Raw genomic sequence first — 13,753 nt, forward strand, 5'->3', positions numbered from 1 at the left:
AACTCCTCCGGATAAGGCTTGGGCACAGCGACATCCTTCCCACCCGCCCCACAGGGCAAGCCAGTTCAGATGTCACCCGATCGTGCGGCAGACCCCAGTGTCCTGCCCCCGGCGGCGAGAGTGTGCCCGCTCATCCGGCCCTGCGCGTCCCACGCCGTGGTGAGCGTGACCTGCTGGTCGAGCAGGGCCAGCGTGCGGCTGACTTCCTGGCCACGCGCGTCATGGGAGAAGACGAGAGGGTTTCCGTCGAGCTCGAGCCGTGTCCGGTTACCGGCCGCATCATAGGTTTGGGAGGTGACTACTCCGCTGGGGGTGATCCGCTCTGTGCAGCGCCCGAGGATGTCGTAGCCGTAGCGCATCGTCCGGTCGTCGACCGTCTCTGCGACAAGCCGGCCCCCGGCGTCCCATTCCAGTGCCATGACCGACTGGGGTGACTGCGCGGTGGTGAGACGACCGACACGGTCGTAGGTGAAGGACGTGATGGCTCCGTCGACGTCCTTGGCGATCAGGCGGCCCATCGCGTCCATGTGATGGGTGACCCGTTGCCCGAGCGGGTTCGTGCGGGCGAGGAGCCGGCCGGTGGCGTCATGGGTGTAGTCGAGGGTCCGGCCGTCGAAGTCCGTCTCGCGGACAATGCGTCCCGCATGGTCGTATTCGTACTGCCAGGTCAGTCCGGCTGAGTTGCGTACTTCGGTCAGGCGGCGCTCGGTGTCGTATCGGAACTCGTAGCGCGCGCCGCCCGGTTCGGTGCGGGACGCGAGAAGGTCGAAGTGGGTGTACTCGTACGTTGTGCGACCGCCGTTGCCATCGGTCTGCGTGAGGCAGTTGCCCTCACCGTCGTACGTCCAGGTCTGGACGGTGCCGTCCGGGTCGACCCGTTTCAGCAGTTGCCCGTCGGCGTTCCATTCCAACGTCGTGACGTGGCCGAGCGGATCAGTGATGGTGCGGGGGCGGCCGAAGGCGTCACGGGTGAAGGTGTAGGTGTTCCCCAAGGCGTCGGTGCGGCTCATGGGCAATCCGGCCGCATTGGGCCGGAAGGTCTCCGTGGCGCCGGAGCCGTCGGTGACTGCCACGATGGCGCCGTGAGCGTCGTGCTGGTAGCGGGTGACGGCTCCGTCCGGTGCGATGAGTGCCGTGTTGTTGCCGGCTTCGTCGTACTCATAGCGCCAGACAGCACCGTCCTCCCGGGTGAGGGAAGTCGGCATGCCGTCGTGACCGTACTCCGCAGTGGCCACTGTGCCGTCGGCCTCCTGGACGGCGACGAGATTGCCGCGTTCGTCCCAGGTCCAGGTGGTGGTCGTCCCGTCGTGCTCCGTGCGGCTCAGGAGGCGGTCGTACCGATCCCAGGTCTTGGTGACCGTGTGACCGAGAGGATCGGTCTCCGCTACCACTTGGTGCAGATCGTTGAGGTGGAAGACGGTCGTGGCGCCCGTCGAGTCGGTGAACCGGGTGATGCGGGCGGCGGTGTCATACGCGAAGGACGAGGAAAGGAATCCGTCCGGTCCGACGGTGCGGGAGACCCGCCCAGCGTCGTCGTACACATATGTGTAAGTCGAGTTGTTACGGTCGGTCCAGGAGGTGATTCTCCCGCTGGAGTTGTAGGTGAACTTCAGCGGAAGCCCGGACGAGTTGGTGACCGCGTTGAGGTTTCCGTCACCGTCGTAACCGAACGACGCGACTGCGACGGGCCCTTCCGGGCTCGAGAGCGACAAGCCGGTGACGCGGCCGGACTCCGCGTCCGAGTCCACGAGGACGCGGTATCCGCATTCGTGTAGCAGGGTCGACGGCAAGCCGTCCCTGGAGCGGCCGATGTGCAGCGTGTTTCCATTCCGGTCCACCATCTCCCGCAGCCAGTAGAGGCCCCCGCTACGGTATGGACTGCCCGAGAACCGCCGACTCAGTCGGGTCAGCGGATCGGTCACCGCGTACACGGCGTCGCCGAGGGCGTCACGCCGCACGAACGTCAGCGGCATGCGGTCGCCCTCGAGCGGCAGGACCTCCTCGTCCTCGGCCTGTGGCAACGCCGGGTACACGAGCACGGATCCGTCCTCGCGCGCCCAGGCGACCCCGCTGCCAGTCATCTCCAAGCGTTCGTCCAGCGTTGAAGCCCAACTCGGCCCGAAGCAGCGGCCGTACCGGTACCCGGAGACATGGGTGCGCCGCAGCACGAAAGGGAGGACGGCAGACAGCTCCAGATCCGTCTGTGGCAGGACCATCTCACCGCTGGCGATGTCCACGGGGTCGGATTCACAGCGGCGCGCTGCCAGGGAGACACCATTCTCCCGAGGAGCGTCCTGCGCCTTGCGCATCGACTCGGGCAGACGGGGCTTCCCGTGCTGCGGACCGTCGCGTCGGCCCTTCAGGTCTCCATCGTCCTTGCCGTCCTTCGCGAGAATGCGCTTGACGCGGTCACGGACGTCTCCGTCGGTATCCTTGTGGGTCTTGGAGCCGCCGCGGATGGCGTCGGGGACCTTCTTGCCGAGGTGGTCGCCGAGGTCGTCGAGCGCCTTGGTGAGTTTCTCGGTAACGCCATCGATGGTGGTGTCGAGGACGGCGGTGAGGGAGTCCTTGCCCTTGGCGCGACCGTGGTGGCCCTTGGCCTTGCCGAGCTTGCTGCCCGCCCGTTCCCGCATAGTGACCTGCACGCTCGCCAGGTGTGTTCCGACGTTGCCGTGGGCGTCGTGGTCGATCTCCGGGCCGACGCCGCGGCCCGGTCCACTCGGTCCGCCGACGGAGTTGATCTGCAGTGCGTCCTTGCCGGCCTGCACCGTCTGGTCGGTGTTGTAGCCGTCCTGGACGCCTGCGACGTTGAGCGCGGTCTGTATCGCGAGGTCGGCGACGATGTTTTCGATTGCGGCGACAGCGGGCTCGGTGAGCGTGGCCACGATCTCGGCGACGGCCGCCTCGGCCATCTCCTTGAGTATTCGCTTGAAGGCGATACGGGTGGCGGCGATCTTGGCTCCGGCGAGCAGCGTCGACAGGCCGGCCGTCACCGGAGCGAACGCCAGCGTGATACCCACCGTTGCGCACAGGTCGGCGAGTTCACCGACGGCGGCGATCTTCCGGGCGACGATGATGTCGGCGACCCGGTCCAGCGCGCCTGCCACCAGCCGGGCCGCCTTGGCCAGGTCCTTGTGCTTGCCCTGCACCTTCGACCAGTGCTTGTCCAGCGCGGTCAGCGACTCGCTCTGCCCGCTGGCGAGCAGCTTCTGGATGTGCTCGTAGGCGACGCCCGCGTCGTCGTCCGCATCGTCCGCGAACTCCCGCAGCGCGTCCGCCATGTCGCGGTACGCGTCCTCGTCGACGTTCGGCCAGCCCACACCCACCACATCGAGCATCGTGTCGACGCCCTCAGGAATCGTGTACCCCACGACGCAGCACCCCCCGGCTCAAGCAGAAACAAGATCAACAAGCATGCCATGAGACGAACGCATGAACGAGGCGGTTCCTGGCCTTACGTCAGCCGGGATGCAGAGAGCCGTTGGCCCAAGAGAGGGTTCATGGCGGTTGGTCAGATTCGTCAGCCAGGCGAGGCCCGCCTGGCTGACGGCGCCCTGGCGGAGGGTCTCGAGCTCGTTGAGACCCCCACCTTCAGCTCGAGAGTCGTCCACCTCCTCGGAAGTCTCCGTGCCGTCGTCGACCGGGCCGCGCCGCCCGAGGAGCTTGACCGGCACATTGAAGGCATTGCAGCGCCCAGCCCCGCGTACTGGGAGCCAGGAGCCGGCAGATCGCCCTCCCCATCGGCAGATCGACGGGCGGAGCACCGAATCCGCGGCGCGGCGCAACATCGAAGCCGGGGTGCTCATCAAGGGCGGGGACGCCCCGCAGCGTGCCGCCGAGCATGGTGGCGCTGCAACGCCGGGGAGTGCTGAGGCCGCTGACGTAGGGACGGCATCCCCACGTGTCGTCGCACAGACCCCTCCGCGTTTCGTGCGACGACGGCACACCGATGAGTCCGCCGATCGAGGGGCGCGCCTGTGCGGGACTACTCGGCCGTGGACGGCCACCGCCGGCGGCGCCGTAGACGCCGAGGCGCTGCGGGAGTGGCCCGCGGCCGATCGTCGCGCCCCGTCAGACCGACGTGCCGGCCGCGTCCACCAGTTCGCCCAGCGCCCTCGCCAGCGCCCCCAGGCCGGGGCCTGCCGGGCCGCCGGGCTCGGTCATGTAGACGTCGCGGCGTATCTCGATCATCAGCGCGGCGACGCGCCGGTCCTTGCCGTAGTGCCGCAACGGCACGTACGTGCCGGCGAACGGGCTGTCCAGGCCCGTCCCGCCGAAGCCCGCGAACGCCTGCTGCGCCGCGGCGACCAGCTCCGGCGGAGTGTGGAAGGAGTCCGTGCCCAGGCAGATCGGCGGCCGGGGGCCGTCGCCGTGCAGCTCGTACGGAAGCGGCTCGGTCGGATACGAGTGCACGTCGATGACGACGGCATGCCCCACGGCCGCGAGTCGCTCGTCCACGGCCGCGGTCATTGCCGCCGCGTAGGGGTGGAAGTAACGGTCGATCAGCGGGCTGCCGTCGAAGCCGGTGGCGCGCAGGTCCTCGCGGTGGGTCGTCCGCGTGTACACCGCGCCCATGCCGACGGCGAGCATCTCCTCCCGCTCGTCTGGGAAGCGCTCCGGGTCGATCACCAGCCGGGACAGCTCGTTGACGAACCGCCATGGCGTCACGCCCGCCGATGCCGCGGCCTCAGCGGCAATCTCGGCCGTGTGCGAGTCGGTGATGTGGTCCAACTCCCGCCCGAGCGCGGCGTCGTCGAGCAGGATGCCGCCGCGGACATCGGCGGGGACGGCGCGGGAGGAGTGCGGGACGTGCAGGATGACGGGGGATTCCGGGGCGCCGGCGAGGAGCCGGAAGGGCGCCGAGGTTTCGTTCACGCGTGGTTCCTTGCTGTGTGTGGATCGAGCTCGGAGAGGCAAGCACGCCTCCCCACCAGGTGGTCGGGCCTGCCCCGAGACGCGAGGGCGACCCGGAAAAGACTCTAACGCGAGGGTCTGACAGTGGATCCGGAGAGGCCGTTCGGGATCATGGCGCGTTCAGGATGCTGAATAAGAATCAACTACATGTCTCTTGACGGTCACCCGGGGAGAGTCCTAGGTTCCGGAGAAAGCGCTTACCGCACTCGCTGCTCGTGCCGGCGTGATCCTCGGTCACCCGCCGGGTTCATGCTCGCGAACCCAGCCGATTATCGCGTCCGGACCGTTCGAACGTCAGCCCCGCGCAGTTGCTCGACCCCCATGTACCGGCCCCTCGGGGCCGGACGAGCGAACCCACCTGGAGACGAACGATGCAATCAAGAGCCGCCATCGCATGCGCCGGCCTGCTCGCCGGCGCACTCGTCGCGCTGTCCGGCAACCCGGCGCAGGCCGCGTCCGTCCGCTACGAGGCGGAGAATTCCCCCGCGGTCTGCACCGGCACCATCGACTCCGACTGGACCGGCTACTCCGGCAGCGGATTCTGCAACGGCACCAACCAGACCGGCGCCCACGCCCAGTTCACCGTGAACGCCCCCGCCGCGGGGACGGCCACCCTGCAGGTCCGCTTCGCCAACGGAACCGGCACCGCGCGGCCCGCGAACCTCACGGTGAACGGCTCGGCGGCCGCATCGGCGTCGTTCGAGAGCACCGGCGCGTGGGACAGGTGGGCGACGAAGACCCTCACGGTGCCGGTGCGTTCGGGCAGCAACACCATCCGGCTCAGCCCCACTTCCTCCGCGGGCCTGCCCAACATCGACTACCTCGACGTCGAGACGAGCGGCGACACGACCCCGCCGCCGTCCGGCTCGGCGCTCTACGTGTCACCGAACGGCAGCGACAACGCGTCCGGAACGCAGTCCGACCCGACGACGCTCACCTCCGCGATCAGCCGCGTCACGCCCGGCGGAACGATCGTCATGCGGGGCGGCACGTACCGCCCCTCGCAGACGATCACCATCCCGCAGGGCAACAACGGCACCGCGAGCGACCGCACGGAGCTGTCCGCCTACCCGGGTGAGACTCCGGTGCTCAACTTCTCGGCCCAGAGCGAGAGTTCGTCGAACCGCGGGCTCGCCGTGAACGGCTCGTACTGGCACCTCAAGGGCCTCGTAGTCGAACGCGCCGGTGACAACGGCATCTTCGTCGGCGGCAGCAACAACGTCATCGAGCGCACGGTGACGCGCTTCAACCGCGACACCGGGCTGCAGCTCTCGCGGATGGCCTCCACCACCCCCCGCGACCAGTGGCCGTCCAACAACCTCATCCTGAGCGCGGAGTCCCACGACAACGCCGACTCCGACGGCGAGGACGCCGACGGCTTCGCCGCGAAGCTCACCTCCGGACCCGGGAACGTGTTCCGCTACGCCGTGGCCCACAACAACATCGACGACGGCTGGGACCTCTACACCAAGACGGACACCGGACCCATCGGCGCCGTAACCATCGAGGACTCCCTCGCCTACGAGAACGGCACCCTGTCCGACGGCACCCAGAACTCGAGCGGTGACCGCAACGGCTACAAGCTCGGCGGCGAGGACATCGGCGTCGACCACGTCATCCGGCGCAACATCGCCTACGACAACGGCAAGCACGGGTTCACCTACAACCGGAATCCGGGCACGATGACCGTCTCCGACAACATCAGCATCGACAACGCCCAGCGCAACTTCTCCTTCGACGCGGGCACCTCGGTGTTCCGCAACAACGTCTCGTGCCGCAGCGGCGACGGCTCCAACGACAAGACCGTAGGGAACGCCGACAGTTCGAACCAGTTCTGGACCGGCTCCAACGGATCCCGGTGCTCCTCCTACGCGGGCACCATGCGCTGGTCCTACGCCTCGGACGGGCGGCTGACGGTCACCTTCGGCGGCAACGCGATCACGCCGTAACCACCGCCGCCCCTCGTCCCTTGCCCAGGCCCGTCCGGTTCAGCCGGGCGGGCCCGGCGCTCACGCCCCGAGGGGGCCTCGGCGCGGGCCACCCGTACGCCCGTCCGCGTACGACCGGAACGTACCGCTCACCAGGCCCAGTTCGGGCATCCACGACCGCAGCACGGCCGCCGACGGGGCGAAAAGCCCGGCCGGCAGCGCGTCCGTCTCGAACCACTGCCAACGCACGATCTTGTCCGGCTCCCGGACCTCCGCCGCTCCCGTGAACCGCTCGACGTACGCGGCTGCTGTCACGTGCGCGATGTCCGCGGCCACGTCGACCAGCACCGCGCCGATCCGCACATCGGCGGGGTCCGCGCCCAGCCCGGTCTCCTCGGCCAGTTCGCGGGCAGCCGTCTGCTCGAACCCCTCCCCGGCATCGACCTTGCCGCCGGGCAACTCCCACCGCCCGTCGTGCCCGAGCCCCAACAGCACCCGCCGCCGCGCGTCCCGTACGACGACACCGACCCCGACGAGCCCGTTGGGCGACGGACGCGCCCGCCCGGAACGCTCGGTGGGAGAGGGGTTGCCGGGGGTCATGTCCGAACCTCCATGCCGGGGCGACGTAAACGGTTCGATCATGCCCCATGCCGGGCGGAAGCCTCGGCGGGACGTCCTTCCCCGGCGGATCCGCCCGGGGCCTTGGTGCGAGAGAGCCGCAACCTAGTGCCGCAGCAGACAACGTTTGGTCTGTAACCGCCTGGGGCCGTCAGTTCGTGCTGAGTGGTGTGCTCTCCTCAGCGTCGAGCTGGTGGTCCGCCCAGATGTAGCTTTCGGGAAGCAGGTCGATGATGGGCACCGTCCGGAGGCTGTCGTTTGTCCCGACGATGACTTTGAGGGCTGGGAAGTAGTCGAGAAGGACCTGACGGCAGCGGCCGCATGGGGGCACGACGCCTCGGTCGCGGTCACCCACGGCGACGATGGTGTCCAGGTCATAGGCACCCTGGGCGGCAGCGGTGCCGATCAGCACCAGCTCCGCGCACGGGCCTCCGGTGAAGTGATAGGCGTTCACCGCGGTGACGATCCGGCCGTCTCGGGCGCGGGCCGCAGCCGCCATGGTGTGGTTGTCGCCCCGGCAGCGTGTGGCCGCGACGTGCGCCGCTGCCCGGATCAGTTCGTGGTCGACATGGTCGGTCTGCGTGGTCATCTTCTCTGCCTTCTTGCACGGTCAGGCGACGTTGGCCCTGTCGACGACGGAGCGTAGGCGCCGGTCGTCGACGTGGCGGTTTCGCCGGATGATGTAGCGGCGGATCATGCTGCCCTGCTCGTTGTGGTCGGCGTGGTCGGTGCCGTCGAGAGTGAAGTGGCGCAGGGCGGCGAACGGGTGCCGCACTCCGCCGTAACGGTTCTTAGGTCGCCCGTCGCCTGCGGCGTGGTTCGCGGTCGGGGTCTTTGTGCTTGCCGCCGCGTTCGGCCCATTGCCGGTCCGGTGGGGCATCAGGTTGAGCGGACCGAGCGCTGCCTCATGACAGGGCGAACGTTGCTGATGCGGCACTAGGTGGTCGTCGGTTCCTGGGCGGCGGTGACGACGGCTGCCAGGTCTGCGCCCGCCCGGAGGAGCGCCACGGTCCGCATGGCGATCTGGTCAAGACGCTGTTGCAGGATGCGTCGGGTCTCTCCCAGGCCCTCGAGTTGATGCAGGGAGCCCATGATCTCGCGCACCGCGGGAATGCCGTAACCGTTGCTGCGCAGGGCCGCAACGATTCGGGCCGCTCTGATGGCTGACAGCTCGTAGCGGCGCGCTCGCAGTGACGTCACCCGGTCGGGGGTGACAAGCCCTTCCTGCTCCCAGAACCGCAGGGTCGAGGGGCGTACATCAAGCGCCCTGGCGAGCTCCGTGATCGTCATCGCGTCGCTCTCCTGCTCGAATTGGGGTGCATTCGCTTCGGCCTGGATCGCACGCAACGCTTGTTGAGCGCGCAGTGCCTCCTCGCGTTCCCGCGCGAGCCGAACATGGACCGCGTTGATCGCTGAGGCTGCCTCCGTGATCGTCTCGGTTCGCAATTCCGCGAGCATCTGCCGGGCTGTGACAGGCCCAACAGCACCTGCGAGTCCTCGATAGGCGCGCAGGGCGTGCACGTGCAGCGGCGTGTAGGACCGGTAACCGTTGCTCGATCGAACGGCTGGGGGAATGACTCCCAGCCGCTCCAGGTCGCGAACCTGCTGCACCGAGTACCCCGACTCCTTGGCGACATCGGCGGTTCGGAGCGGTACCCGTTGCGAACCGCTCACCGCCTCGCCCATCGGCCAACCCCACATAAGCACTTTAAGGTGATGCTTGAACCATGAGTATGGAACAGATCATCGCGACCGTGCGAGACTTCGCCGGTGCGCTCGTGGTTGTCCCGGAGCCGGGCGGCGACTTCCCCGAGATCGTGTGGGGGGATGCGTTCTTCTACTACGCCCCCGACGGCCAGATGCCACAGAACGTCCAGCCTTACGGAACGATCGTCACCAAGAACTACCCCGACGACGCTGCTTGTGACCTTGACCCCCCGGGCCGCTGGCGCGTGAACATCCACGCCGACCGTGCGACGTTCCGGGAACTCACGGGGGAGGAACCGCGCAGCCTCACCCGACCTCGCGACTACGCAGCCGCCGACAGGGTGATGCCGCACCCGGTGTACGGGGCGCTCGGCTGGATCTGTGTCGTCAATCCTGGTGAGAGGACAACGGACACAGTCGTGCAGCTTCTGCGCAGCGCCCACGACGTCGCTCGTGCCAGGTTCGCGCGGCGACACGAACCGGGAAGGTCTCTGGAGGATGACTGAAACGGTTCCAGACCAGGTGGACTTGAGGGCGAACGTTGCCTGATGCGGCACTGGCTCCCGGCCGCTGCTTCCGACCCCCTGGCCCCGTTTCGCAGTGTTCCCGTGCGTCAGCCCGGGCCCGTCGCCGTAGCAGTCGCAAGTGCCGTCCGATGACGCGGAACAGATCCGCCGCGTCCTCAGCCGGGTGCTGCGACACGTCCAGCACGCCGTCGCCCTCGCACTCTGTCGAGAACATTCGTCCACGACGATCGAGGGCAGGGCGCTACCCGGGTGTCCGGGCGTGAGGCCCTGCCCTACCGCTTCACTGCAGCCGGTTCACGGCTTCGTCATGGTGCGGCGGGCCAATGGCCGCACAAGCCCCTCGCCCTGCTCAACGCGTCGAGCGCGGGCGCGACTGGAGCCGGCCGGCGGTCGCGCCGAAGCGGTCGTAGGGCGCGTGGTGGTGGCCCCATCCGGGCCGCCACCACGCAGGCCGCGTCAGCTGGACGCTGCGTACCGCACGAAGTCTGCCCAGCCGTTGCGCTCCACCTTGAACGGGGGGCGGGCCAGGTCCTTGGAGTCGCGGACGTGCACGGCCTGCTCGATAGCCGCGACTTCGATGCACGCTCCGCCTTCGTTGGAGCTGTACGAGCTCTTGAACCACGCGAGAGACGGGGTGGCGCCATCGGTAGTCATGCTTCTCCCAACAACTCCTTGATGGCAGCCATGGATTCAGGCGGGGTAAGTGCCTGTGCCCTGATGCTGCCGTAGCGTGCGGCCAGGATACGTACCTCGTCGGGTTCGGTGACCAACCGGCTGATGTTCTGGACCTCCAGGTAGGCCACCTGCGGACGGGACTTGGGAGTGAGGAGAATGAACGGGCCACCCATTCCCGCGTGCTCTTCCCTCCTGGTAGGCATGACCTGAAGCTCCAGGCTTCTCAACTGGCCGAGCCTCAGCAGCGTCTCCAACTGCTCCTTGTGGACTGCCTCGCCGCCGATCGGCCTGCGCAGGACCGACTCCTCGATGATGCACGTCAGGATCGGAGCGGGCCATCGGGTCAGCAACTCCTGGCGATCGAGTCGCGAGGCGACGCGCTGCTCGATGGTTGCCTCGTCGAGCAACGGCTTGCGCATGGCGAAGAGAGCTCGCGCGTGTGCCTCGGTCTGGAGCAGCCCGGGCACCGCATGGCTGCCGTACTCGTGGACCTCGACGGCGTCGGCCTCCAACTTGGCGTAGCTCCGGAACCACGCCGGATGCTTCACCCGCGCCCGAGCCTTCGCCCGGGCAATGTCCTCCTTCGCCGCCGCGAGCAGGCCGCCCGCGCCCAGCAGTTCGTCCGCCGCGTCCAGGAACTCCGGCTGGGGCGTTCGACGTCCGCACTCCAGTGAGCGGATCATCTCCTCGCTGTACCCGAGCCGTTCGCCCAGTTCTTTCTGCGTGAGCCCGGCCCGCTCCCTCAGCAGCCTCACCTGCCGCCCCACGACCCGGAACAGGTCCGCCGCGTCCTCGGCCTCATCCTCACCGTCCGCCGGTCCCATCAGCTCCATACCGCCACCGCCCCCGTTCCGTCGCAGCCTGTGCCACCTCCGGCCGGTACGGCACCCACCGTGTACCGGACCTCTACGGCAGGTTACGACGCGTGCACAGCCTCGTACCTGTACGGGGACGAACAGCACCCCATCGTGTGCCGGAACGGTCCCCACGCCGCCCGCGCACCGCTCTGCCGACCTGCGGATTGCGACCGCCGGGCGGAAGCTGGTGACGAGGGGCTTCGGAAGGGAGCCGCCGTCATGAACGGCAGACCGCAGCGCCCGCAGGGACGCACTCTCCTTGCTGCCGTCGGTGCCACCGCGCTCGCGGCCCTGCTGGCCGGATGCGGTGGCAGCGGCGTCGGCGCGACCGGGCCCGGCACGTCCGCCGACGCCGTCACCGGCCAGGTCGCCGCCCTGGTCGTAACGCCCAGCCCGTCACCGGAGGACGTGCCCGTCCTCGCAGAGGGCGAGAGCCTGACGGTGAAGATCCCCGGGAACGACGTCCTGGACCAGCCGGCGACCGAGGCCAGGGTGACGCTCACCGGGCTCGAGCAGGCCGACCGGCTCCCGCAGGGTCAGTACCTCGATCCCGAGGTCGCCGACCAGGGCACGACGTTCGTATGTCTTGAGTTCAAGGTCGAAAACACGGGCGGCACCGAATTCGACACCGTGCCGCTGACGCAGGCACGGTGGACGGGCGAGGACGGTGAGACGAAAACGACCGACCAGCACATCGGCGGTGACTGCGCGGGAGTCGGGCTCGTCAAGGAGCTCCTGCTGAACGAGGCCGACCCCCGGCCCGGCGAGTTCGTGCGGGGGACGACCCTGCTGATGGTGCCCGACACCCAGCCAGGAGCCCTGGAGTTCGCCGACGCCATGGAACGCCCCCTCTTCAAGGTCGAGACGACCGCGTCTCCTTGAGGTCACCACTGACCGGCTTCGACGCACGGCCGTGAGGACCAGTACGAGCGGAGTCGAGTACCACCACAGTCGTACGCACCCGAGCTTGATGAACCCCGCCGTGACCGCTGCCGCGATCGCCAAGTGCGTGCGAGCGCCTACGCCGCCAGCGCAGGGAACACGACCACCGAGCCGTCCTTGTCGCGGGCGATCTCGATCGCCACGTCCGTGGTGCGGTTGTCGACCGTGATGCCGTCGCCCAGTTGGTGAATCCGGTGTGCCGCGCGCATCAGGCGATCGACTTCGCTCTGCGTGAAGACGGGCCGCAAACCGTTCGGGCGGGCCAGCTCCAGCGCCGACAGGCGTACCAGGACACCGGCGATGCCCGACTCCAGTTCGTCGAGGCGCTGCTGGTCGCGCTTGAGTGCGCGGGTGAAGTTCTCGAACAGGTTCCCAGGGTCGCTCTGCGCATGCTCGACGGCCTGGAGGACGTTGACCCGCCGCTTCAGCGCAACGGCCAGGGCCGCGAGTTCGAGGTGGGTGCGGAACGTGCCGCCCTGGTCGTCCACGCCGGGGAACGACTCGGTCAGCGTGCCGATCTCGACCGCCTTGCCGTCGGGCAGCTTGTCGAGTGCGCTCTTCCACTTGGCAAGGCGATGGTCGGCGCGGCCCAGCGCCGTGTTGATGGCATGCACTGCCGAGTCCAGTCCCAGCGAGGCGCCGAGCTTGCCCTGATCGAGCAGAATGGCGGTGGCTTTGTCGATGGCGTCGCGGCAGCCGTCGAGTTCGCTGCGCTCGTCATCGAGCTTCTGTTCGTGCAGTTGCTCCAGCAGTTCCGTGATGTGCTCGATGGCTTCCTGGCGCTTGGCGTCGGCATTCGCGCTCACGCCCACCGCCACCGCCATGAGCACGAGCGGCGCGGCCACGGTGAGCGCCGCGCTGCCGGCGACCGCGACGCCGGCTGTCGCACCGGCTCCACCGGCTGCGCCCGCCGCTGCCGCCTTACCGACCGGCACGAACGTCGCGTTGGCGGTGATGCCTGTTGAGTTCACGAGTGCACTGTGGATGCCACCGGCCGCCGCCTTCGACACCATCGGACGAACGATGCCCTGCCCGAACTGGGCGGCGACCTTCGCCGGGACCACCATGCGGTACAGGCCTTCACCGGCAGCGGTCGACGTGGCCGCCGTAGAGGAACTTCGCGCTGATTGCGTGACGAGCTGCGACAGGTGCTGTGCCAGGGGACTGACAGCATCGAGCGGGATGCCTCGGCTGCGGTCGAGCTTGTCGGGCAGCGGATGCATCTCAAGTGTGGCGATCGGCTCGTCGGCAAGTGCCGCCAGCACGCTGCGGAGTTCAGCCAAGCGCTCAGCAGTCACCGGCTTGTCTCCGGTCACTGCGGGCACCCTGACGTCACCTGTAGCCAGCGTCCATACCGGAACGGTCGCCTTGCGGTAGTCAATCATCGTCTCCCCTAGTCTCCCCACAACAGCCTACGGCTGACGTCCGACAAGAAGGGCATGAACTTCGGTGGGGCATCGGGGATCCGAGGAGGTGGATCGCCTTCTGCACTGGATCTCTTGGGGGTCCGTCCTTGCGCGTCCCGCTACCCGGGCTCAAAGCGACGGTCCTCGCACTACGCGCTGTTGTCGTCCCGCCACCGCGC

Annotated in this window: 11 protein-coding genes and 1 pseudogene; 3 read left to right on the forward strand and 9 right to left on the reverse strand. The window is 68.4% G+C overall.

The features are described 5' to 3' along the window. Positions 1-65 precede the first annotated feature (65 nt). Both ACWD01_RS34160 and ACWD01_RS34165 read right to left on the reverse strand, forming a co-directional pair. Positions 66-3,371 carry a DUF6531 domain-containing protein gene (locus ACWD01_RS34160; protein WP_451167442.1) on the reverse strand — a complete coding sequence of 1,102 codons (3,306 nt, stop codon included), beginning with the start codon at positions 3,369-3,371 and terminating at the stop codon, positions 66-68. A gap of 700 nt (positions 3,372-4,071) precedes the next feature. Beyond that, positions 4,072-4,875: an N-formylglutamate amidohydrolase gene (locus ACWD01_RS34165; protein WP_451167444.1), complete on the reverse strand. Its 804-nt coding sequence runs from the start codon at positions 4,873-4,875 to the stop codon at positions 4,072-4,074. Positions 4,876-5,285: 410 nt separating this feature from the next. Between ACWD01_RS34165 and ACWD01_RS34170 the strand changes: the two genes are divergently transcribed. Beyond that, on the forward strand, positions 5,286-6,863 hold the full coding sequence (locus ACWD01_RS34170) for a carbohydrate-binding protein (protein ID WP_451167446.1): 1,578 nt from the start codon (positions 5,286-5,288) through the stop codon (positions 6,861-6,863). A 60-nt stretch (positions 6,864-6,923) separates the two neighbouring features. Here the strand turns inward: ACWD01_RS34170 and ACWD01_RS34175 are convergent, their stop codons facing one another. From ACWD01_RS34175 to ACWD01_RS34190, 4 genes and pseudogenes are all read right to left on the reverse strand, one after another. Next, on the reverse strand, positions 6,924-7,442 hold the full coding sequence (locus ACWD01_RS34175; RefSeq protein WP_451167447.1) for a nucleotide triphosphate diphosphatase NUDT15: 519 nt from the start codon (positions 7,440-7,442) through the stop codon (positions 6,924-6,926). 169 nt (positions 7,443-7,611) lie between these two features. Then, complete coding sequence (locus ACWD01_RS34180) at positions 7,612-8,049, reverse strand: cytidine deaminase (protein WP_451167449.1); 438 nt, start codon at positions 8,047-8,049, stop codon at positions 7,612-7,614. Between the two features lie 21 nt (positions 8,050-8,070). Continuing rightward, a pseudogene (locus ACWD01_RS34185) lies at positions 8,071-8,355 on the reverse strand (IS630 family transposase); the annotation flags it as partial. Between the two features lie 41 nt (positions 8,356-8,396). Further along, positions 8,397-9,146, reverse strand: coding sequence for a MerR family transcriptional regulator (locus ACWD01_RS34190; RefSeq protein ID WP_451167451.1), 750 nt, complete (start codon positions 9,144-9,146; stop codon positions 8,397-8,399). Positions 9,147-9,193: 47 nt separating this feature from the next. On the opposite strand from ACWD01_RS34190, the gene ACWD01_RS34195 reads away from it, so the two are divergent. After that, entirely contained in the window at positions 9,194-9,673 is a 480-nt protein-coding gene (locus ACWD01_RS34195; protein ID WP_451167491.1) for a DUF6194 family protein, read from the forward strand. Between the two features lie 477 nt (positions 9,674-10,150). Here the strand turns inward: ACWD01_RS34195 and ACWD01_RS34200 are convergent, their stop codons facing one another. Both ACWD01_RS34200 and ACWD01_RS34205 read right to left on the reverse strand, forming a co-directional pair. After that, positions 10,151-10,348, reverse strand: a complete 198-nt coding sequence (locus ACWD01_RS34200; protein ID WP_451167452.1) for a DUF397 domain-containing protein — start codon at positions 10,346-10,348, stop codon at positions 10,151-10,153. After that, positions 10,345-11,202: a helix-turn-helix domain-containing protein gene (locus ACWD01_RS34205; protein WP_451167454.1), complete on the reverse strand. Its 858-nt coding sequence runs from the start codon at positions 11,200-11,202 to the stop codon at positions 10,345-10,347. The genes ACWD01_RS34200 and ACWD01_RS34205 overlap by 4 nt, the downstream gene beginning before the upstream one ends. A gap of 243 nt (positions 11,203-11,445) precedes the next feature. Between ACWD01_RS34205 and ACWD01_RS34210 the strand changes: the two genes are divergently transcribed. Next, positions 11,446-12,108, forward strand: coding sequence for a hypothetical protein (locus ACWD01_RS34210; protein ID WP_451167456.1), 663 nt, complete (start codon positions 11,446-11,448; stop codon positions 12,106-12,108). A gap of 137 nt (positions 12,109-12,245) precedes the next feature. Here ACWD01_RS34210 and ACWD01_RS34215 read toward each other — a convergent pair whose 3' ends face one another. After that, on the reverse strand, positions 12,246-13,553 hold the full coding sequence (locus tag ACWD01_RS34215; RefSeq protein ID WP_451167458.1) for a hypothetical protein: 1,308 nt from the start codon (positions 13,551-13,553) through the stop codon (positions 12,246-12,248). Positions 13,554-13,753: the final 200 nt, after the last annotated feature.

This window comes from Streptomyces sp. NPDC002835 (genome assembly GCF_053591995.1).

Coding starts and splice junctions, on each gene's coding strand:
- ACWD01_RS34210 (WP_451167456.1), top strand. CDS start 11,446: ATGAACGGCAGACCGCAGCGCCCGCAGGGACGCACTCTCCTTGCTGCC.
- ACWD01_RS34215 (WP_451167458.1), bottom strand. CDS start 13,553: ATGATTGACTACCGCAAGGCGACCGTTCCGGTATGGACGCTGGCTACA.
- ACWD01_RS34205 (WP_451167454.1), bottom strand. CDS start 11,202: ATGGAGCTGATGGGACCGGCGGACGGTGAGGATGAGGCCGAGGACGCG.
- ACWD01_RS34170 (WP_451167446.1), top strand. CDS start 5,286: ATGCAATCAAGAGCCGCCATCGCATGCGCCGGCCTGCTCGCCGGCGCA.
- ACWD01_RS34175 (WP_451167447.1), bottom strand. CDS start 7,442: ATGACCCCCGGCAACCCCTCTCCCACCGAGCGTTCCGGGCGGGCGCGT.
- ACWD01_RS34180 (WP_451167449.1), bottom strand. CDS start 8,049: ATGACCACGCAGACCGACCATGTCGACCACGAACTGATCCGGGCAGCG.
- ACWD01_RS34195 (WP_451167491.1), top strand. CDS start 9,194: ATGGAACAGATCATCGCGACCGTGCGAGACTTCGCCGGTGCGCTCGTG.
- ACWD01_RS34200 (WP_451167452.1), bottom strand. CDS start 10,348: ATGACTACCGATGGCGCCACCCCGTCTCTCGCGTGGTTCAAGAGCTCG.
- ACWD01_RS34190 (WP_451167451.1), bottom strand. CDS start 9,146: ATGGGCGAGGCGGTGAGCGGTTCGCAACGGGTACCGCTCCGAACCGCC.